Genomic DNA, 19,216 nt, shown 5'->3' on the forward strand with positions numbered 1-19,216 from the left:
ACCGCAAACTTTCCAGAGGAGAACATGGCGTTCGGTCAGCCCCGCATTGAATATAAGACCAACGAGCAGATGCGCACGATGCACCAGGCCGGGCTTGTCCTGAGCAGGGCGCTCGACGCTGCCGTTGCGGCTGCCAAGCCCGGCGTCACCACCAAGGATCTGGACGATGTCTTTGCCGCCGTCCTCAACGACGCCGGAGCAAAGTCCAACTTCCTCGGCTACCACGGATTTCCGGCCACCATCTGCACCTCCGTCAACGAGGAAGTGGTCCACGGGATTCCAGGCGGGCGTGTCCTCCACGACGGCGACATCATCTCCATCGACGGAGGCTGCATCGTTGATGGCTGGCATTCCGACTCGGCACGGACAGTCATCGTGGGCACCGCGGATCCGGAAGACCAGCGGCTTTCGGACGTCACCGAGGCCGCTATGTGGAGGGGTATCGCGGCCTTGGCCAAGGGCAAGTTCGTGGGCGACATCGGGAACGCGATCGATGACTACGTCTCCTCGGTCCCGGGCAAGCCCCTGGGCATCCTGGAGGACTATGTCGGCCACGGCATCGGTTCCGAAATGCACATGGCTCCGGATGTTCTGAATTACCGGACCAGCCACCGTGGCCCCAAGATCCGCGCCGGGCTTTGCCTTGCAATCGAACCCATGTTGGTCCGTGGTGACATCGAAACTGCCACCCTCGAGGACGACTGGACAGTTGTCACCACCGATGGCAAGCGTTCCTGCCAGTGGGAGCATTCAGTAGCCGTGCACGAAAAGGGCATCTGGGTCCTTTCCGCCCCCGATGGGGGCGCAGCGCAATTGGCGCCCCTCGGCGTCGTGCCCGTCCCGATCCCGTAACCCCTGCAAAAGAAGTGCGGAGCCACTCAAGGTAGCTCCGCACTTTCCTGCTTTAGGGGTTCAGGCCTTCAGCTTGGGCTTGACGTCCTTGGTGTAGATGCCCTCAAGCGTCTTCTTCAGTTCGGTCATGGTGGCCTGTACGTCCCCCTGCTGGGTGAGGATCTTGGCCGCGGACTTGGCCATTTCCTGGTCGGCGCCCGGCAGGAAGACGCGCGCGTTGTCCTGGACCTTGGTGGCTGCGAGCTGGTCCATGGCTGTCTTGATCTGCGGGGTTGCGGCGAGGACGGCTGACATGTCGGCCGAAAGCCTGGTGGGCATGTATCCGGTGGCTGCAGAGAAGGCTGCAGTGTTCTCCGGTTCCGTCATGAACTTCAGGAACGTTGCCGCGGCCAGTTGCTCTTCCTTGGTGATGCCGCTGGGGATCCCCAGGCCCGCACCACCGGTGGGGCATACGCCGCTGGGTACCTCGGGGCCGCCGGGAAGGAACCCGACACCCACGTTGAACTTGGCTGCTTTCAGGACCCCAAGGAGCGAACCTGTGGAGGAAATGGTGGACGAGGTGATCCCGGCGGCAAAGTCGTCGGCGGCCTCCTTGGAGGAAACACCGGCCCAACCGTCCTTGTAGATGGAGTCCTGGGCCCATTGAAGGGCGGCCACGGATTCCTTGGAGTCGCAGGTGATGTCCCAGCCCTTGGACCAGCCGCCGCCCCAACCCCACAGGTTGTTCTGCAGCGTCCACCCCGCGTAGCCCGCCAACGCCGGGTAGATGTAGGCGTACTGCGCCCCGGAGGTGGCCTTGAGCTTGGGAGCCCACTGCGCGAACTCCTCCCACGTGGCCGGCGCCCGGTCGGGAAGGCCCGCTGCTTTGAAGTGGTCCTTGTTGTAGTAGAACAGCGGGGTGGACCGGCCGTAGGGCAGGGCCCACTGCTTGTCGTCGTACTTGTAGTCGTCAACCAAAGACTTCTGGAAGTCGTCGATCTTGATGTCCAGCTGCTTTACCAGTCCATCGAGGGGGATGATGCTGCCGTTGGAAAAGTAGCGGAACCACCAAACGTCGGAAAGGACAACCAGCCCGGGCAGGCCGGTCTTGGCTGCCTGGGAGGTCTGGAACTTCTGCGCTATCTCTTCGTAGTTGGCCCCAGCCGTCACCAGGTTCACTTTGATGTCCGGGAACTTGGCCTGGAACTTCTCAATGATCGCCTTCTCCACGTCCTGGGACTTGCCGGGGTGGTTGGTCCAGAAGTCGATGGAGGCTGCGGGCTTAACGCCGGTGAAGTCGATCGTGGCGGTGTCGACGGCGTCCGCCGTACCCGCCGTCGACGGTCCGCCGCACGCGGCGAGGGCCGCGGCTCCGGCTCCAAGGCCTGCCAGTCCCAGGAAATGGCGGCGGTCAAGGTTGGTGCGCATGGTGCTTCCTCTCAATTACGAACTCTGATGCGAATGGTGGATGGAGAATCAACCGGTGACACTGCCTTGGGTCAGCCCGGCCACGATGTATCGCTGGAGCGCGGCAAACACCAGCAGGATGGGGACGATTACCAGAACGGCTCCGGCCATGAGGATTCCCCAGCCCGCCCCGTTTCCTTCAGAGTTCTGAAGCAAGGTCAGGCCCACGGGGAGCGTCATGGTTTCAGGGCGGTCCGTGATGATGAGCGGCCAGATGTAGTCGTTCCATTCGCTGACCACCGTCACCAGTGCCACCGTCGCGATGGAGGGAACGGAGACAGGCACGATGATCTGCCACAGGCGGCGCCAGTGGCCGGCGCCGTCGATCTCGGCGGCTTCAAGGATCGACGGCGGGAGGGTCAGGAAGTGTTGGCGCAGGAGGAACGTCCCGAACGCCGTCCCGAGCCCGGGAAGGATGATGCCCCAGAGGGTGTTCTTGCCACCCATGCCTGCAATCAGGATGTAGTTGGGCAGGATCGAGACCTGCGCCGGCACCATGAGGGCAACAAGGATCAACACGAAGATGACGTTCTTGAACGGAAAGCGCACGAACACCAAGGCGTAGGCCGTGAGGATAGCCAGGACCACCTTGACCGAGGAACCCACCACCGTAACGATCAGGCTGTTGGCGAAGAACTGCGCGAACGGGACCGTGGTCATGGCCGTGACGTAGTTCTGCAGGTTCAGTGACTCCGGAAGGATCCTGAGATCCATGGTGACGATCTCGCCGGGTTGTTTGAACGAACTCAGGAGCATCCACAGCAGCGGCAGGAAAACCACCAGCGTGGCAATTGTCAGCGGGACGTAGCCTGTTGCAACTGTCCGGAGAAGGTTCGCTCTGGACAGGGGGCGCTCGGGTGGAGCGGATTGTTGGCCGTTTTCATGCACGACGACGGGTGCTGGGGCTCTCATGAGTAGTGGACCTTTCGCTCAACGAACCGCAGTTGGAGGACAGTAATGATCAGCAGGATGGCGAAGAGGACCACCGAGATCGCCGCTGAGTAGCCCGCCCGGTTGTAGGCGCCGAACGCCTGCAGGTATGCCTCGTAAATCAGCGTGCTGGTGCCGTTGCCCAGCGGAGTCATGATGCGGATGAGGTCGAACGCCTGCAGGGAGCTGAGCATGGTGGTGATCAGCAGGAAGAACGTGGTGGGGGAGAGCAGCGGCAGGGAGATATTGAAGAACCGCCGGAGGCTGTTGGCCCCGTCCAGTGCCGCGGCTTCCATCACGTCGCGGGGCAGGGACTGCAGGCCGGCCAGGAACACCACGGCGCAGTAGCCCAGGTTCTTCCACACGTAGACGATGATGACCATTACCAGGGAGAGCTGGGGATCGTTGATCCACTGCGGGCTTTGTTGGCCGAGTCCCCGGAGGATCCAGGCGAGCACCCCGTAGCCGGGATCGAAGATGAACAGCCACACCAGGCCAACGCCCACCCCGGACAGCACATAGGGTGCGAACACCGCGGAACGGGCGAAGGTGGTGCCAGGGACTTTCGAATTCAGGGCGAGAGCGACGAGCAGGCCAAGGATCATGGAGCCGCCTACGGTCAACACAGTAAAGATTGCCGTGGTTCCCAGGACTTTGGACGCGTCCTCACTGGTGAAGAACGTGGCATAGTTCTGCAGACCGACTACCGTGGCCGAGGCCGAGCCAAGTGTCCAGTCCAGCGTTGAGTAGTAGATGTTGTTGATCAGCGGCCAATACGTGAAGGTTCCGATCAGTATCAGGTTCGGCAAGGCCATGGCCAGGAACACCACGAAGTCCTTGCGGCTGCGGGCGGACCAGCGGCGCCTCGCCTGAGCCGGCGCGGGTTCCTCAGGGGATCCTACTGTCGAGGCTGGATCCGCGTGGGCCGGCCGGTCAGTGGGCGCGGCAGTGCTGTTCTTCATCAATGGGACAGTCATGTAGTACTCACGGTTTCGAACGGATGCGGGGTGCCTGCTCCCTGCCAGGGGCGGCGAAGACAGGCCTAGCTCACCACACCGGGACGGGCCGTTGAGGCCAAAAAGGGCCTCAGTAGCGAGAGTTGTCTTACACTTTCGAGCCCGTTCACCGGACGTTACTCACGCGTTCGTATTTGAGCCGCGGCTCCCAGTTCGTCCCCGCAGGAGGGGGGGAGAATGGAGCCATGAACTCAATAACCGATGTTCCGGGCATGCGGGTGGGGCACGTGCAGAAGAACGACGACGGGTGGCTGAGCGGCGTGACCGTTGTCCTTCCGCCAGTGGGAACCGTTGGGTCGGTGGATGTGCGCGGCGGGGGACCGGGAACCCACGAGACCGACGCGTTGGACCCCACCACCCTGGTTTCCACTGTGGACGCAGTGGTGTTGACAGGAGGCAGCGCCTTTGGGCTGGCTTCGGCTACCGGCGCCCAGCTGTGGTGCGAGGACCAGGGCCGGGGCTTTGCCGTTCCGGGAACCGTGGTTCCGATTGTGCCCGCCGCGGCCATCTTCGATCTCGGGCGCGGTGGCGACATCTCTGCGAGACCGAACGCGGACATGGGTTACCAGGCGGCTGCCGCGGCGTCCGACTCCGGTGACCATGCCGCCGTCGAACGTGGAAACGTCGGCGCTGGCACCGGCGCCGTGATCGCGCGCGGGCAGTACAAGGGCGGAGTGGGTACGTCCTCCTTGACCCTGGACGGCGGGGTAATTGTTGGCGCCCTTGCCGTGGTGAACGCACTCGGGTCGCCGCTGTTTGGTCCTGCCGGGCCGCGTCCCTCCGCAGGTGGGACCCCGCCGCAGGGGCTGAACACAACGCTGGTCGTGATCGCTACGAATGCAATCCTGGACGTTGCCGAGTGCAAGCGGACTGCAAGTGCCGGACATGCGGGCTTGGCGCGGGCGCTTGATCCGTCCCATACCCTTGCCGACGGTGACACCGTTTTCGCTTTGGCGACGGGCGCCGTCGCCCTTGACCGCAGCACCGAACAGGCGCGGCAGGTATCGCTGATAACCCTCCAGAGCGCGGCCGCGGAAGCGGTCCGCCTGGCCATTCTGGATGGCGTGGTGGCGGCCGAAAGCGTCACGACGGCGGCGGGTCACTTCCCCGCTTATCGTCCGGTGGGGGAGTGACGGCCGGGGATACGTGCGCTACCATGGTCGGATTTAACTTTCCAGCCTGATTGGCGTAGAGTTATTTGTTGGTTGTCTGTGCAGCCGCGCCCTTTTTGGTGTCGTGGCTCCAAGGCGGTCAAGCAAACAAAAAACGTCCGCTGGATCTTCGGTGCCTAACCGAAGGACGGTGGCAAACAACAGTTAGCGGAGGATATGGCCAAGAAGGACGGGGTCATTGAGATCGAGGGCGTTGTGACTGAGGCGCTGCCCAACGCGATGTTTCGTGTTGAGCTCACCAACAAGCACGTCGTTCTCGCACACATCTCTGGGAAGATGCGTCAGCACTACATCAGGATTCTCCCAGAGGACCGGGTAGTGGTGGAGCTGAGCCCATACGACCTCACACGTGGTCGTATCGTCTACCGCTACAAGTAAATTGCTGGGCGGCAGGCAATAGTGCCAAGCCGCTCCAGCAGATCAACTGCAAAACACGCAAAGGAACGCCATGAAGGTCAAGCCGAGCGTCAAGCAGATCTGCGACAAGTGCAAAGTGATCCGCCGTAACGGCCGGGTCATGGTGATCTGCGAGAACCCGCGCCACAAGCAGCGCCAGGGCTAATTCCCCTTCCGGGAATCAGCGCCCGCAAGGGCAAACCTGGGTTGCTAGCCCACGCAAGTAAATAAAGGCAGCACAAGCTGTGCCAGGACTGCATTACAGAGCCTGGTCAGCGAACCCCCGGTCGGAGGCTGGGGCCGCACTGAACGTGCGGGTGTACTGCCTACGACCTCCGGTTTATTCAAGGAGTACCGCCACTATGGCTCGTCTCGCTGGCGTAGACATTCCCCGCGAAAAGCGGTTGGAAATTGCGCTTACTTACATCTACGGCGTGGGCAAGACCCGTGCACACGAAACCCTGGCTGCCACCGGCATCAGCGCTGACGTTCGCGTCAAGGACCTGACTGACGCCGAACTGGTTCAGCTGCGTGACTACATTGAAGGCAACTACAAGGTTGAGGGTGACCTTCGCCGCGAGGTAGCCGCTGACATCCGCCGCAAGGTTGAGATCGGCAGCTACGAAGGCCTGCGCCACCGCAAGGGCCTGCCCGTACGCGGACAGCGTACGAAGACCAACGCTCGTACCCGCAAGGGCCCGAAGCGCACCGTCGCCGGCAAGAAGAAGGCCGGACGTTAATCCCTCGGGATTGACCTGGTTTTCCCCCGATAACTTTCTGTAGGAGAAACAATGCCCCCGAAGACTCGTGGAGCGGTTCGTAAGCCGCGTCGCAAGGATAAGAAGAATATTGCGCTTGGCCAGGCGCACATCAAGAGCACCTTTAACAACACCATCGTGTCCATCACGGACCCGAACGGTGCTGTCATCTCATGGGCTTCCGCCGGTGAGGTTGGCTTCAAGGGTTCCCGTAAGTCCACTCCGTTCGCTGCACAGATGGCTGCCGAAGCCGCTGCAAAGCGCGCTCAGGAGCACGGCCTGCGCAAGGTTGACGTATTCGTCAAGGGCCCGGGTTCCGGACGCGAAACCGCAATCCGTTCACTTCAGGCCGCTGGCCTCGAGGTTGGCTCCATCCAGGATGTCACCCCCAGCGCCCACAACGGTTGCCGCCCCCCGAAGCGCCGCCGCGTCTAATTAGGTCTTCCCCGCCTGACCGGCCGGGCCTGCTATGGATGGTTTTCCTTCCATCAGCATGGCCCGGCTGGTCAGGCTGGAAACCGAAGCCGATTTCCACCACCTGTGTTGCGTCATATAGCGGATGCTCGCCGAAAGGAAACCTAAGTGCTCATTGCACAGCGCCCCACCCTGTCCGAAGAAGTTGTATCCGAGAACCGCTCCCGTTTCATCATTGAACCGCTGGAGCCGGGCTTCGGTTACACCCTCGGAAACTCCCTCCGCCGTACCCTGCTCTCCTCCATCCCCGGTGCCGCTGTAACCAGCATCCGGATCGATGGCGTGCTGCACGAGTTCACCACGGTTCCCGGTGTCAAGGAAGATGTCACTGAGATCATCCTGAACATCAAGAACCTTTCGGTTTCCTCCGAGCACGATGAGCCGGTTGTTGCTTACCTGCGCAAGCAGGGCCCCGGAGTCGTCACCGCCGCGGACATCGCTCCGCCGGCCGGCGTCGAATTCCACAACCCGGATCTGCACATTGCCACTCTGAACTCGAAGGGCAAGTTCGAACTCGAACTGACCATCGAGCGCGGCCGTGGCTACGTTTCGGCAGCTCAGAACAAGTCCGGCGACTCCGAGATCGGCCGTATTCCGGTTGACTCGATCTACTCGCCGGTCATGAAGGTAACTTTCCGCGTGGAAGCTACCCGTGTTGAGCAGCGCACCGACTTCGACAAGCTCATTGTCGACGTCGAGACCAAGCAGGCCATCGCCCCGCGCGATGCCGTTGCTTCCGCAGGCACCACCCTGGTGGAACTGTTCGGTCTGGCCCGTGAGCTGAACACCGCAGCTGAAGGTATCGAGATTGGCCCGTCGCCGACGGACGCTGCCCTGGCAGCTGACATGGCTCTGCCGATCGAGGATCTGGACCTCACCGTCCGTTCCTACAACTGCCTCAAGCGTGAGGGCATCCACACCGTGGGTGAACTCGTTGCCCGCTCCGAGGCTGACCTGATGGACATTCGTAACTTCGGTGCGAAGTCCATCGACGAGGTCAAGGCAAAGCTCGTGGAACTGGGTCTGTCCCTCAAGGACTCCCCTCCCGGTTTCGATCTCGCAGCCCGCGCCGCAGCCATCGAAGAGGACGACGCCGCGTTCAGCGACGACGAGCTCTAAACAGCAGATTTTGGCCGCCGGGTCCAGCAATGGACTTGACCGGCTTACATAACAGGAGAAATAACTATGCCTACCCCCACTAAGGGTCCGCGCCTCGGAGGCGGCCCGGCTCACGAGCGCCTTATGCTCGCGAACCTGGCAGCTGCTCTTTTTGAGCACAAGCGCATCACCACCACGGTCACCAAGGCCAAGCGCCTCAAGCCGTACGCAGAGCGTCTGGTCACCTTCGCCAAGCGTGGCGACCTCGCTTCCCGCCGCCGCGTTCTCGGCCTGATCAGCGACAAGGGCATCGTCCACGAGCTGTTCACCGACATCGCCGGCGCCGTTGCCAACCGCGATGGTGGCTACACCCGCATCACCAAGATCGGCAACCGCAAGGGCGACAACGCTCCCATGGCTGTCATCGAGCTCGTTCTCGACCCGGTTTCCCCGAAGCAGGCCGTTGTTGCTGAAGCAACCGCTGCCGCTGCCAAGGCTGCTCCGGCTGAGGAAGAGGTCGTTGAGACCGAAGCCGTAGAGACCGAAGCTCCTGAAGCTGAAGAGGCTCCGGCCGCTGACGCCGAAGCTGCTGACGCTGAAGTTGCTGAGACCGAAGAGGCCCCGGCCGCTGAGGACAAGAAGTAATTCACTGAATTCTTCGCAGTAGACTTGAGTCTATGAACGAACGAAAACCCGCTGCCCCCGTTATGGGGGGCGGCGGGTTTTTGCGTATCCGGCTTGATCTTTCGTACGACGGCGGCCCCTTCAACGGTTGGGCGCTGCAGCCGGGCCTGCGGACGGTGCAAGGCTCTTTGGAAGAAGCACTGGCGCTGTTGTTGCAGCGACCGGTCCGGGTGACGGTGGCCGGCAGGACGGACGCCGGCGTCCATGCCCGCGGCCAAGTGGTCCATCTGGACGTCACCGAAGCCGAGTGGCTTTCACTGCCGCGCGGGCACGAACTCGATCCCGCCGTCGCACTTTTGCGTCGGCTCCGGGGCGCCTTGAGCCGCGTTCTGGGCGACCTCACCGGGGCGGTGGAAGTGCACGACGCCGGTCTGGCGCCGGAGGGTTTCGACGCACGGTTTTCCGCGTTGTGGCGGAGGTACAGTTACCGGATTGCCGACGGTCCCGCCCGGTGGGATCCGGTGTTGCGGGGGATTACGCTCTGGCACAAGGCGCCCCTGGATGTGTCCCTGATGAACGAAGGTGCTCAGTCCTTGTTGGGGCTCCAGGATTTCCGCTCGTACTGCAAGCCGCGGGAAGGTGCCACCACCATCCGCGAGTTGCAGAAGTTCTCGTTTACGCGAGGCACCGATGGCGTCATTGTTGCCACCGTGCAGGCCGACGCGTTCTGCCACAACATGGTGCGCTCGTTGGTTGGCTCAGCGTTGCGGGTAGGGGAGCGACTGGAATCGCCTGAATGGCTGCACCAACGGCTCCTGGAACGGAAACGCGATGCCAAGTCCGTACTGGCTGCGCCGCATCCGTTGGTCCTGGAAGAGGTGGCATATCCGTCTGACAGTGAGCTGCTGGCCAGGGCTGAACTGACGCGCGCGCGGCGGGAGTAGCTTTAGGCGCAGCCCGGACGTTGGAGGACCCCCTCCCGGCTCTGGGTACCGGAAGGGGGCCGTTGTGACACTCCGTGGTCTGGGATCCCCGAAGTGCCGGTCTATATCCCGGGGACAGGATCAGCTGAAGGCCTGAATGATCCGGATGACCGCGGGACCCAGAAGGACTATGAACAGCACGGGAAAGATGCAGAACAGCAACGGAAAGAGTACCTTCACGGGCAACTTCATGGCCCTCTCTTCGGCGTTCTGCCGACGCCTGACACGTGCTTTCTTAGCCTGGGCCCGAAGCACGTTGGCGATGCCGATACCGTATTTGTCGGCTTGGATGACAGCCAGGACGAAGCTTCGAATGTCCGGGACCGCGCAACGCTCGGCAAGGGCTTCATAGGACTCTTGCCGAGGGCGTCCAACCTGGATATCTTGCAGTGTTCGCAACAGTTCGGCCGGCAGGGGCCCCGATCCTTGCACCGCCGCCCTTTCCATGGCCGACTCGAATCCGAGGCCGGCTTCAACCGAAATCAGCATCTGGTCCAGGGTGTTGGGAAACTCCAGCTTTATGGCTTCTTGCCGCTTGATTCCCGTGTTGTAGATCAGCAGATCAGGAAGAAAGTAGACAAATATTGTCAGGAAAAGTCCCATCCCCGACATTCCTGGGCCGGGACTGAGAAGAAACAGAAGGATTCCGCCGAGAGCTCCTGCCAGCGCCAGGGCCGGCTTCAACGATAGAAGTCTGGGGAGTGGCATCGACATTGGTCGCCCGGCGAGGGCAAGCAGATGGTCCAGCTTGGCTTCATAGCTTTTAGAGGTCAGCTTCCGTGCAACACCCAGCAGGAGTGGTGGGCGTTGCAGGTTCACACCAGCACCTTGTGTGAAGCCGGAACCGAGATTGCTCTGTATTGCGACGATGCTCTTACGGTCGATGCTGATCAAGGACCACGCAAAATATGCCAGGGGCAGGACGATAACGGCGATGATCAGCCATGCAATGGGAGTCATGAGCTTTATCTCCTAGAACTTGATCTTCACGGTGCGGCTCATCCAGAAGCCGCCGACGGCGAAAAGAAATACGCTGACGACGATCATGGCGATCCCCACGGGGTGGCCGGTGAAGAGTTTCAGATAATCGGGGTTCAGCACTGACATGAACATCCCCACCGCGATAGGCAGGATCATGAGAACCACTGCTGACATCTTGCCTTCGGCGCTGAGGGCACGAACGTGTCCCTTGATTTCGCTGCGTTCCCGGATGGTCCCCTCGACCTGCTCGAGAACCTCGGCCAAGTCACCGCCCACTTCGCGGTTGATCTGGATCGCTTGTCCAATCCACTGGAAATCCTCGCTGTCCATACGGGCCGCGCAGTCCTCTATTGCCTGTCGTGCGTCCTTGCCGATCCTGACTTCGTTGACAATGCGGCTCAACTCTTCGGATGTCGGGGCTTGCGATTCTTGCGCCGCGGCCTGCAGAGACCTCATTATTCCGTGCCCCACACGCAGACCACCGATCAGCATCTGGATAGTGTCAGTCAGTTGTAGCTCGAACTTTGCACGCCGTTTCTGTGTCCGTAGGACCAAGACCAGTTTGGCCAGTGAAGGGGCCAACACGGCCAGAAAGATGCCGCCAAAGACGCCGAAAATCAGAGAACCGACCACTGCGGCAACGACTGCGCTGGCGGCCACAAGCACCATGAAGTCGGCCGGTGCCTGTTTGACACCCGCTTGATAGAGAACTTCCCTGTTGAAGGGTCCTCCCGAGCGTCCGAGCGCGCTGTCCACGAACCTGACAGCGGTTTCTGACATCTGGCCCACGGCTGAAGTGTCAGTGGGGGCTTCCAACCGGCGACGTTCGATGGGAATACTGCCGCGTCGTGGTTTGAGGACAAAGACCACCAGGAAAAACAGGGCACCGACACATAGGGAGATAGCGAGGATGAACGAGGTGGGAGATTCCACGGCTACCGCCTCCCAACCGGCAAAGGAGCAACGCCAAAGGCCGCCGGAGATACGCTGATCCCAAGCTCGGCGAACCGGTCCAGGAAACGAGGACGGATACCCGTAGGTATCGCCCTGCCCAAGAATCGTCCTTGGGCATCCAGGCCCGCTGAATAGTCGAAAAGGAAGGCATCTTGCAAGGTCACGACATCCCCCTCCATGCCCTGCACCTCAGTAACGTGTGTTACTCGACGGCTTCCGTCACGCAAACGTGTGACCTGAACAATGAGATCGACAGCCGAGGAGACCTGTTCGCGGATCGCCCGGAGTGGTAGGTCCATGCCGGCCATGAGCACCAGCGTCTCCAGGCGGGCAATCGCGTCCCGCGGAGAATTGGCATGAACGGTAGACAGTGATCCATCGTGGCCGGTGTTCATGGCCTGCAACATGTCCAATGATTCCCCGCCGCGGACCTCTCCCACGATGATCCGGTCGGGACGCATCCGGAGAGAGTTCCTCACCAGATCGCGGATGGTGATGGCGCCCTTGCCCTCGATGTTGGGCGGGCGGCTCTCCAACCGGACGACGTGCCGTTGTTGCAGCTGGAGCTCCACGGCGTCTTCGATGGTCACGATGCGGTCTGATTCCGGAATGAATGACGACAGCACGTTCAGCAGCGTAGTTTTGCCGGTTCCTGTGCCGCCGGAGACGATGACGTTCAGTCGTGCACGGACACACGCACTCAACAGCTCCGCCATCTCCTGGCTCATTGAACCCCACTCGATGAGGTTTCGAACGGTCAAAGGAACGTGGCTGAATTTCCTGATGGTGAGTGAGGGGCCGTTGACCGCCAGTGGAGGAATGATCGCGTTGACACGGGAACCGTCTTCCAAACGGGCATCCACCAACGGCGAGGATTCGTCGATGCGGCGTCCAACCTTGGAAACGATTCGATCGATCACCTTTCGCAAATGATCATCCGAACTGAACTGGAGGTCCGTCAGGGCCAACTGGCCGTGGCGCTCCACGTAAATCTGATCGAAGCGATTCACCATGACTTCCGTAACGGAGGGATCCTCCAGCAACCTTTGCAAGGGACCATATCCCATCACTTCATCTGAGATCTCGCGGATCAGCCGACGCCGTTCCTCCGGGGACAAAGGAACTTGCTCGTCATCGATTACAGCTGAGAGTTCCTCCACGGCGAAGGAGCGAAGGTCCTCTTCAGATGAAGAAGCGTCCGCCATCCGACTTCCGATGCGTTCGAAGAGGGACGCTGCGGCACGCTTTTTGAGTCCGCCCAACGCATCCACCACCGGAGCCGTGGGGGCACCGCCCAGCATCGGTGTCGAGACTGAAGCAGGGGAAGCCCACTCTGCCCCGGGAATTTGTTCATCTCCGGTGGCACTGGCGGAGAGCGGATTGTTTCTGGAAAGCCTCTCCGAGAGTTTCATGACACAACCACCCTCCGGTGCAGTTTGTTGTGCGGGGCAGATTCCAGACGTGGATCGAAGCGCTGAACAAGCTTCCGCAACCCTTTGATGGCTGTATCCCTTGCTGTTCCTTGTAGTACAGGAATGCCGCGGTTGGTTGAGTAGGGCAGTGTTCTTGAGCGCGGTATGACTGTGTCGACAGGCACTCCGATGGTTGCTTCGACATCCTGGACAGAGAGTCCGCTCTTTCGGTCCGCAAAGTTCAGCACGGTATGCCGGCCCTGCGGGAGGAGTTGGAGTTCTTTCAGGACGCTGAAACACTTCCTCAGGCCCCTGATGCTTGGTACGTCCATCCCACAGACCCATACGCCGTCTGTAGCCAGCTCCAAGGTCGCCAGGCAGTGCTCGCCGAGTCCCGGGGCGGTATCCACCACCACGTACTTGAACTCCGTGGCTAATTGGTTGAGGAGTCGGGTGACGTGATCGGCCGTTATGTAGTCCGACTCCGATGGCTTCCGAGGTGCGCACAGGGCGTAGATTCCGGCCGGGTGGACGGTAAGAAACGCCTTGAGGACCATGGAGTCTTGGGCCGCAGCTCCGTGCACCGCCTCAGTGATGGAGTGTTCCGGTTCCAGCAGCAAACCGGAAGCGACATCACCGAACTGCAAGTCAAGATCGACGATCACCACGCTCATCGGTGCCAGGGTTCCAAGCCCAATGGCAAGATTTGTGGCAACGGTCGTCTTCCCCACGCCGCCTTTGGGCGACATGACGGCTATGACTCGTCCGCGTTCCTGGCCGGACTCGGCGGCGGGCAGCATCCCACGCCGCCGGCTGGCCGCAGCCAAGCACGCGCGCTCCAAAAGAACGCGGAGCTCATTGATTTCGGCTTCAGGTGACACGACATCCCTGACTCCTGCGTGCATGGCTTTCAGCACTACGTCAGCAGTGGGATCGGCAACCATCAGAAGGCTTATTTCCGGGTACTGAAGGTCCATCACGGTGGCCAGCTTGAAGGCATCGTCAGGATTGACTCCCGGGCCGAGGATCATCACCTCAGGAGGGGCCCCGGTGAGTAGTTTGAACAAATCGTCGGTGCCAGCTTGCAGGACTGAAGGTGACAAGGTTTGCAGGTCACCGTGCAGAGCCCCGGTGATGGCTTGGCGTACGCGGCTTTCAAAGTCGCGAACTGCAGTGATGGCTACGAAACGGCTCATTGGACCAGCCCTCCGAAAGTTGTCGTCGGCGGGTCGCTCTTCGCCGTCTTATCTGTCTGCTTGGAGAGCCATAAGGTACCGAATTCCGAACCGAAGACCATTTTGGCTGCGTTGGCGTCGCTGAGTGCCACTGTTACGTAGGCCGAGCCGTTGGGGAGGGCGACCGCTTTATCCGTCCCAGCTGACTTTTCGGAGTCAGGCGCCGCCTGCTGCACTGCCGTCACCAGGACGTCGTGGTACAGCAATTCCGTAAAGTTCTTCCAGCCCGTCAGGGCGGCGGGAACATTGGCGCCGGCGGCTATGGGTTCGTCCAGCTTGAAGGAGGCGAACACTGTTACTGTGTCACCGGCCTCAACCCGACCGCCGAGCATGCGTTCAGGTGCCAGCACAAAGGTTGTTTCCTGCAGTCCCTCCGGGACAGGAACGGTTCCGGGAACCAGGTCCTTCGGGCTCACCATTTTCAGTTCCAACAGTTGTTCACCCGGCTGAAGGTCGGCGGAGGTGACCTTGCCTTTTTGATCTGACAAGGCGCTCACCGTCCCGGGGGCGACGGCGGATTGCGGCAACGTCTCCATCTTGACTTTGGACCCTATGTCCTCGGCCTTGGTGCCGGCTGCAATATGTTCTTTGACGACAAGTACGTTTACGGGATCAAGCCCTTGCTGCGCCCGCTTGTCTGCTCCCTGTACATAGGTGACCAGCAATACGGTGCCTATGACTGCCAGCAGCAGTGCGGCAATGCCTCCCAGTAGGCGTGTTTTCACTTGGTAACTCCCTTCGAGTTCTCGTGAGATTGGTGGCAGGCACTCGAAGAGCGCCTATTCGGTGAGCGTTACCACCGACGCTCCATAGTTGGGGATGCCACCGGAGACTTGGGAACCTTCTTCGAGTGACACAAAACGGGAGAAATATCCCTGTAATGCCCTGCAGTTTCCGGTGCAGCTTGGTGCCGCGGGGTCAAGCTGCTGACCGCCATCGAACTTGTAACCGGTCACCTGGAATGCGGCGAAACCAACAAGCGTGTACTTCGTTTTGTTGCCGTTCTGAGCCGCTGTCTTGAACAGCGGGATAAGGGCGGGCTCGTCCATGATGTGGGCAAGCACCGTGTCGCAGGTGGCTGCATTGGGAAAATGGTTGCCCGGCTGGCCCTGCACCACCGCACCGATGTTGATGTCCGTCGAGCACGCGGAGGTCGTTTCCAGCCAGCCAAACCCTCCAGGTTGGTAGCCATTTTGCGCTACACATCCACCAACTGCGGGTGCATTCGTGTCATAGCGAAGCGTCACGTGGGTGGGGATGGGATCGCCGGAAAAGCTCCCCGTGGAATTCAGCGAGGCCAGCTGGGTCGGGGACAAATATTTCTTGAAGACGCACTCGCCGACTGTCCAGGGCAGTGTCGTTGCACTTGACGGAGCGCCCCAGGAAGCTTCCGCCGTGGCTGTTACCGCAGCAGTCTCAAACCCCAGAACCTGGGCGAAGTAGAGTGACAAACTGTTCTGGCCGCTTGTGTCCCGGGCGTTGGTTACCACGCGGACCGTCGTCGCCGCGGGAAAGGTGACAGCAGCGCCGCTGGTGTTGTCGTTGGCATTACTGTTGGCGAACTGATTTCCAGTGGAAGTGCTGCTTCCACAGCTGCCTCCGGCACAGTCGGTTGCGATGGCCAGTGCCGCAGCATCGGCACCGTTCTGCAGTTGCGCCTTCTCCGCGTAGATCGCCCCGACGTCCACTGCCAAAGCAGCGAATCCCAAAAGAACCACCATGAGGACTGCGACGATGACAGTGGAAGCACCGCGTTCATCGCCTCCACGCGTGTCAGCTTGACGGATGCGCTGCCCGGCGTCGCTCAGCCACCGCATCTCATCACCGCCACTCCTGACAGGTTGAGAGGAAATAGGCCTGTTCCATCGAGGAAGCCCGTCATCGATGGCAAAGACACGCTGGTGGTGACCTTCACGCTGGAACCAGGAGCGCAACTCGAAGCATTGTTGGTAACGGAAACGCCCAGGCCATCCAGTGCCGGCGCCGCAGACAAAGCCGCTCCGGATACGTTCAGACTACCGTCCTGATAGTGGACCGCCGCATAGCGGGCACCTTCGCGGGCAGCCTGCGTCAGAGAGACCTGGACGTTGTAAGCACGGCCAAACTCGATGATGCCAAACAGGATTAGCAGCAAGAGTGGCAGTATTATGGCCAATTCAACGGCCGCAGCGCCACGCTCGTTCGTCTTGGATTTCACGTCCATCTCCCGGTCCCAGATGTCAACAGAGTGTGCTCTTAAAGCAACGGGTTGGTCGTGGTTGCCAAGCGGCAGCCGCGACCAACCGCGTCACAGGCCGGAGCTAAAGGATTCCATCGAAGAGCGCTGTAACCCGGAGGCCGAGTGCGACGGCGGCCACTCCAACCACGACCGCGATGGCGGCGATGATAAGGCCGTATTCAACCATCGTTGCGCCCTTCTCTTCCTTGGTGAAACGGTCCTTGACGCCGGCGATGAAGGCAATGGTGTTGATCATGAAAGCAGACATTGGAAAATCCTTCCCAGAAATGACTTTGGTTGAGGGTGAAAATATTGATTCGGCAAATTCGGGGAAATTTCCCCGCTCTCCAAACTGCCCTGTGTTTCGTAGGCCGTTCGGAATTCGATGACATAAGAATTCACCCAGCACGGTACAAGTCACAATGCGTAGCCGTACTCGATTTATTCAGGCGTTCATTACTTGCCGGTTGGGCGCGTTGGTGCGAAGTACTCAGTTTCGGGACGCGAACAGGCGCAAATTACTTGGTTTTGGCAGGAGCCTTATTAGTCAGGAAGGTTCGACCAGTGGAGGTAAGGGCGTACTTACCCCGGACTAGTGCAGGGCGAGGATGATGCCCAGCGCTGCGACAACCATCGCCGGCCCATGTGCCGTTTCTGCTGGCTTTTCCGCGGATCGGAGCCGCAACATCAGCACCGTCAGCACCCCGCCCACCACGAACCCCAGCAAGCCGCCGAAGAGTACTTGCTGCCAACCCAAGTAGCCCAAGTACATTCCAAGTGGTGCTGCGAGCTTCACATCGCCCATTCCAAGGGCGCCCGGCGAAATAAGTCCCAGAATCAGGTAGCCAACCAAGAGTATGAAGCCTCCGGCCAGTGCGCGAAGCAGCTCCAGCCAGCCTGGATCCAGCAAAGAAGACAGGGCCAGGAGCGCCAGGCCACCAGTAAGAAGGGTTAAAACAAGGGGGTTCGGGAGCAAATGAAGCGTGAAATCAATGCGCGAAAGCTGCACGCCCAAAAGGGCAAGAAAGAGAAATGCCGGCAGCTCCCAGGAAATGCCAAAGCGCCATCCAAGCAAACCGAACAGCAGTGCGGTGACTGCCGCCGTCGTGATCCGTACCTTGGGGGAGGGGAGTCCGCCGAGCCGCGGCAGCATGCGCGCGATGAGCACCTCGCACAGCGGACCCAGCAGGAGGCCGGCAAGCGCCAGCAGGAGCGGCATGGCAAGTCCGTCAGTCACGAGCTCTCCCTCATTAACACAGATACCCCCAGGTGCGGTAACCCCATTTTGACCCGGGCACCCCGATGAAGGTATTGTTTAGAGTCGTTGTGCGTGTCCTATCTCGATGACACATGCCTACAGGGGGATCCAGTTGCAGGATCGCTAACTCCATGGGCATTTCGAGATCCTGGGATAACTGGTACATAGAGCCCTCACCTCTGCTCCGGTAGCGCATACATAGTAGGTACACGCCTCACTGCGTGTCGCCTAAAACATGAACGCCAGAACAAGAACGAGGCAAAACCGTGCGTACGTACACCCCGAAGCCCGGCGATATCAACCGCCAGTGGCACGTCATTGACGCCACCGACGTTGTCCTTGGTCGTCTTGCCAGCCAGACCGCAACACTGCTGCGCGGAAAGCACAAGCCGACCTTTGCGTCCCACATGGACATGGGCGACTTCGTCATCATCATCAACGCTGAAAAGGTTGCCCTCACCGGCGCCAAGCTGGAGCAGAAGCGCGCATACCGCCACTCCGGTTACCCGGGCGGCCTGACCTCCGTCAACTACGCCGAACTGTTGGAATCCAACCCGGTTCGCGCTGTTGAGAAGGCCATCAAGGGCATGCTCCCCAAGAACTCCCTGGCAGCTCAGCAGCTGGGCAAGCTCAAGGTCTACGCAGGCCCGGAGCACCCCCACGCAGCACAGCAGCCTAAGACTTTCGAAATCACCCAGGTCGCCCAGTAGTCCTGGCCACCAACCAACTTTTCATCACAAGGAGAACCGTGGCTCAGAACGAAGAACTGACCGCCGAAGCCGTCGAGGCTGAGGAAACCCTCACCAGCTACACCTCTGAAAGCAGCGCCGCTGCTGAAGATGCTCCCAAGAAGGAGCGCCCGGCACTGACCGTTGCCGGTGCAGCTGTTGGCCGCCGCAAGGAAGCCGTTGCACGCGTTCGCGTTGTTCCGGGTTCCGGCAAGTGGATCATCAACGGCCGCGAGCTGGCCAACTACTTCCCGAACAAGCTGCACCAGCAGGATGTCAACGAACCGTTCCGCGTTCTTGACCTCGAAGGTGCATACGACGTCATCGCCCGTATCCACGGCGGTGGCCCTTCCGGCCAGGCTGGTGCACTGCGCCTCGGCATCGCCCGTTCGCTGAACGAGATCGACGTCGACAACAACCGCGCCACCCTCAAGAAGGCAGGCTTCCTGACTCGTGACGCCCGCGTCATCGAGCGTAAGAAGGCCGGTCTCAAGAAGGCACGCAAGGCTCAGCAGTACTCCAAGCGTTAATTCGCTTCGCCCCATTACAGGGGTATCGGAAGCCCGTTCCGCCGTTTCGGCGGGGCGGGTTTCCGTCGTTTAACAGCCGCTTCGCCAGGCGCGGCGAGCGCCCGCTGCGGGACGCTCCGGTGGCCCGATGAACGGGTGCTGCCGTGGCGTC

Annotated in this window: 23 protein-coding genes; 11 read left to right on the forward strand and 12 right to left on the reverse strand. The window is 60.8% G+C overall.

The genetic code is table 11. The features are described 5' to 3' along the window. The first annotated feature begins 24 nt into the window (after positions 1 to 24). A complete protein-coding gene (gene map / locus AB0N72_RS10500) occupies positions 25 to 852 on the forward strand; it encodes a type I methionyl aminopeptidase (protein WP_363930363.1) in 828 nt (275 codons plus the stop codon). 60 nt (positions 853 to 912) lie between these two features. Here the strand turns inward: map and AB0N72_RS10505 are convergent, their stop codons facing one another. From AB0N72_RS10505 to AB0N72_RS10515, 3 genes are read right to left on the reverse strand one after another with little or no spacing between them, the layout of a single operon-like run. Next, positions 913 to 2,259 (reverse strand): ABC transporter substrate-binding protein, encoded by a 1,347-nt coding sequence (locus tag AB0N72_RS10505; RefSeq protein WP_363930364.1) that lies wholly within the window; start codon positions 2,257 to 2,259, stop codon positions 913 to 915. Positions 2,260 to 2,307: 48 nt separating this feature from the next. Then, positions 2,308 to 3,210 carry a carbohydrate ABC transporter permease gene (locus tag AB0N72_RS10510; RefSeq protein ID WP_363930365.1) on the reverse strand — a complete coding sequence of 301 codons (903 nt, stop codon included), beginning with the start codon at positions 3,208 to 3,210 and terminating at the stop codon, positions 2,308 to 2,310. Continuing rightward, complete coding sequence (locus tag AB0N72_RS10515) at positions 3,207 to 4,205, reverse strand: sugar ABC transporter permease (protein WP_363930366.1); 999 nt, start codon at positions 4,203 to 4,205, stop codon at positions 3,207 to 3,209. Before AB0N72_RS10515 ends, AB0N72_RS10510 begins: the two co-directional genes overlap by 4 nt. A gap of 224 nt (positions 4,206 to 4,429) precedes the next feature. Between AB0N72_RS10515 and AB0N72_RS10520 the strand changes: the two genes are divergently transcribed. From AB0N72_RS10520 to truA, 8 genes are all read left to right on the forward strand, one after another. Then, on the forward strand, positions 4,430 to 5,377 hold the full coding sequence (locus tag AB0N72_RS10520) for a P1 family peptidase (RefSeq protein ID WP_363930367.1): 948 nt from the start codon (positions 4,430 to 4,432) through the stop codon (positions 5,375 to 5,377). A gap of 195 nt (positions 5,378 to 5,572) precedes the next feature. Further along, positions 5,573 to 5,794: a translation initiation factor IF-1 gene (infA, locus tag AB0N72_RS10525; protein ID WP_011775571.1), complete on the forward strand. Its 222-nt coding sequence runs from the start codon at positions 5,573 to 5,575 to the stop codon at positions 5,792 to 5,794. A gap of 70 nt (positions 5,795 to 5,864) precedes the next feature. Then, positions 5,865 to 5,978, forward strand: a complete 114-nt coding sequence (gene rpmJ / locus AB0N72_RS10530; protein ID WP_011775570.1) for a 50S ribosomal protein L36 — start codon at positions 5,865 to 5,867, stop codon at positions 5,976 to 5,978. A gap of 196 nt (positions 5,979 to 6,174) precedes the next feature. After that, positions 6,175 to 6,552, forward strand: a complete 378-nt coding sequence (gene rpsM, locus AB0N72_RS10535) for a 30S ribosomal protein S13 (RefSeq protein ID WP_011775569.1) — start codon at positions 6,175 to 6,177, stop codon at positions 6,550 to 6,552. Between the two features lie 51 nt (positions 6,553 to 6,603). Next, positions 6,604 to 7,005, forward strand: coding sequence for a 30S ribosomal protein S11 (gene rpsK / locus AB0N72_RS10540; protein WP_014922380.1), 402 nt, complete (start codon positions 6,604 to 6,606; stop codon positions 7,003 to 7,005). A gap of 147 nt (positions 7,006 to 7,152) precedes the next feature. Next, positions 7,153 to 8,163, forward strand: coding sequence for a DNA-directed RNA polymerase subunit alpha (locus AB0N72_RS10545; protein ID WP_011775567.1), 1,011 nt, complete (start codon positions 7,153 to 7,155; stop codon positions 8,161 to 8,163). A gap of 66 nt (positions 8,164 to 8,229) precedes the next feature. Beyond that, positions 8,230 to 8,787: a 50S ribosomal protein L17 gene (gene rplQ / locus AB0N72_RS10550; protein WP_363930368.1), complete on the forward strand. Its 558-nt coding sequence runs from the start codon at positions 8,230 to 8,232 to the stop codon at positions 8,785 to 8,787. 32 nt (positions 8,788 to 8,819) lie between these two features. Further along, positions 8,820 to 9,710: a tRNA pseudouridine(38-40) synthase TruA gene (gene truA, locus AB0N72_RS10555; protein ID WP_363930369.1), complete on the forward strand. Its 891-nt coding sequence runs from the start codon at positions 8,820 to 8,822 to the stop codon at positions 9,708 to 9,710. Positions 9,711 to 9,830: 120 nt separating this feature from the next. Here truA and AB0N72_RS10560 read toward each other — a convergent pair whose 3' ends face one another. From AB0N72_RS10560 to AB0N72_RS10600, 9 genes are all read right to left on the reverse strand, one after another. Further along, the gene (locus AB0N72_RS10560) at positions 9,831 to 10,709 is read right to left on the reverse strand and encodes a type II secretion system F family protein (RefSeq protein WP_363930370.1); all 879 of its coding nucleotides are present in this window, start codon (positions 10,707 to 10,709) and stop codon (positions 9,831 to 9,833) included. Between the two features lie 12 nt (positions 10,710 to 10,721). Further along, on the reverse strand, positions 10,722 to 11,663 hold the full coding sequence (locus AB0N72_RS10565; protein ID WP_363930371.1) for a type II secretion system F family protein: 942 nt from the start codon (positions 11,661 to 11,663) through the stop codon (positions 10,722 to 10,724). Between the two features lie 2 nt (positions 11,664 to 11,665). Next, positions 11,666 to 12,985, reverse strand: a complete 1,320-nt coding sequence (locus AB0N72_RS10570; RefSeq protein ID WP_363930754.1) for a CpaF family protein — start codon at positions 12,983 to 12,985, stop codon at positions 11,666 to 11,668. Between the two features lie 107 nt (positions 12,986 to 13,092). Continuing rightward, a complete protein-coding gene (locus AB0N72_RS10575) occupies positions 13,093 to 14,292 on the reverse strand; it encodes an AAA family ATPase (RefSeq protein ID WP_363930372.1) in 1,200 nt (399 codons plus the stop codon). Next, a complete protein-coding gene (locus tag AB0N72_RS10580) occupies positions 14,289 to 15,056 on the reverse strand; it encodes an RcpC/CpaB family pilus assembly protein (protein WP_363930373.1) in 768 nt (255 codons plus the stop codon). Before AB0N72_RS10580 ends, AB0N72_RS10575 begins: the two co-directional genes overlap by 4 nt. A 54-nt stretch (positions 15,057 to 15,110) precedes the next feature. After that, on the reverse strand, positions 15,111 to 16,148 hold the full coding sequence (locus AB0N72_RS10585) for a Tad domain-containing protein (protein WP_363930374.1): 1,038 nt from the start codon (positions 16,146 to 16,148) through the stop codon (positions 15,111 to 15,113). After that, positions 16,136 to 16,534, reverse strand: a complete 399-nt coding sequence (locus tag AB0N72_RS10590) for a TadE/TadG family type IV pilus assembly protein (RefSeq protein WP_363930375.1) — start codon at positions 16,532 to 16,534, stop codon at positions 16,136 to 16,138. Before AB0N72_RS10590 ends, AB0N72_RS10585 begins: the two co-directional genes overlap by 13 nt. 97 nt (positions 16,535 to 16,631) lie before the next feature. Next, positions 16,632 to 16,817, reverse strand: coding sequence for a Flp family type IVb pilin (locus tag AB0N72_RS10595; protein WP_363930376.1), 186 nt, complete (start codon positions 16,815 to 16,817; stop codon positions 16,632 to 16,634). A 324-nt stretch (positions 16,818 to 17,141) separates the two neighbouring features. Beyond that, entirely contained in the window at positions 17,142 to 17,786 is a 645-nt protein-coding gene (locus AB0N72_RS10600) for a prepilin peptidase (protein WP_363930377.1), read from the reverse strand. 287 nt (positions 17,787 to 18,073) lie between these two features. Here AB0N72_RS10600 and rplM point away from each other — a divergent pair, with 287 nt between their 5' ends. Further along, positions 18,074 to 18,517 (forward strand): 50S ribosomal protein L13, encoded by a 444-nt coding sequence (gene rplM, locus AB0N72_RS10605; protein WP_011775554.1) that lies wholly within the window; start codon positions 18,074 to 18,076, stop codon positions 18,515 to 18,517. A gap of 38 nt (positions 18,518 to 18,555) precedes the next feature. Beyond that, positions 18,556 to 19,065, forward strand: a complete 510-nt coding sequence (rpsI, locus tag AB0N72_RS10610; RefSeq protein WP_189013610.1) for a 30S ribosomal protein S9 — start codon at positions 18,556 to 18,558, stop codon at positions 19,063 to 19,065. Positions 19,066 to 19,216 lie beyond the last annotated feature (151 nt).

This window comes from Paenarthrobacter sp. NPDC089307 (genome assembly GCF_040685055.1).
In the GTDB taxonomy this organism is placed as follows: Bacteria; Actinomycetota; Actinomycetes; order Actinomycetales; family Micrococcaceae; genus Arthrobacter.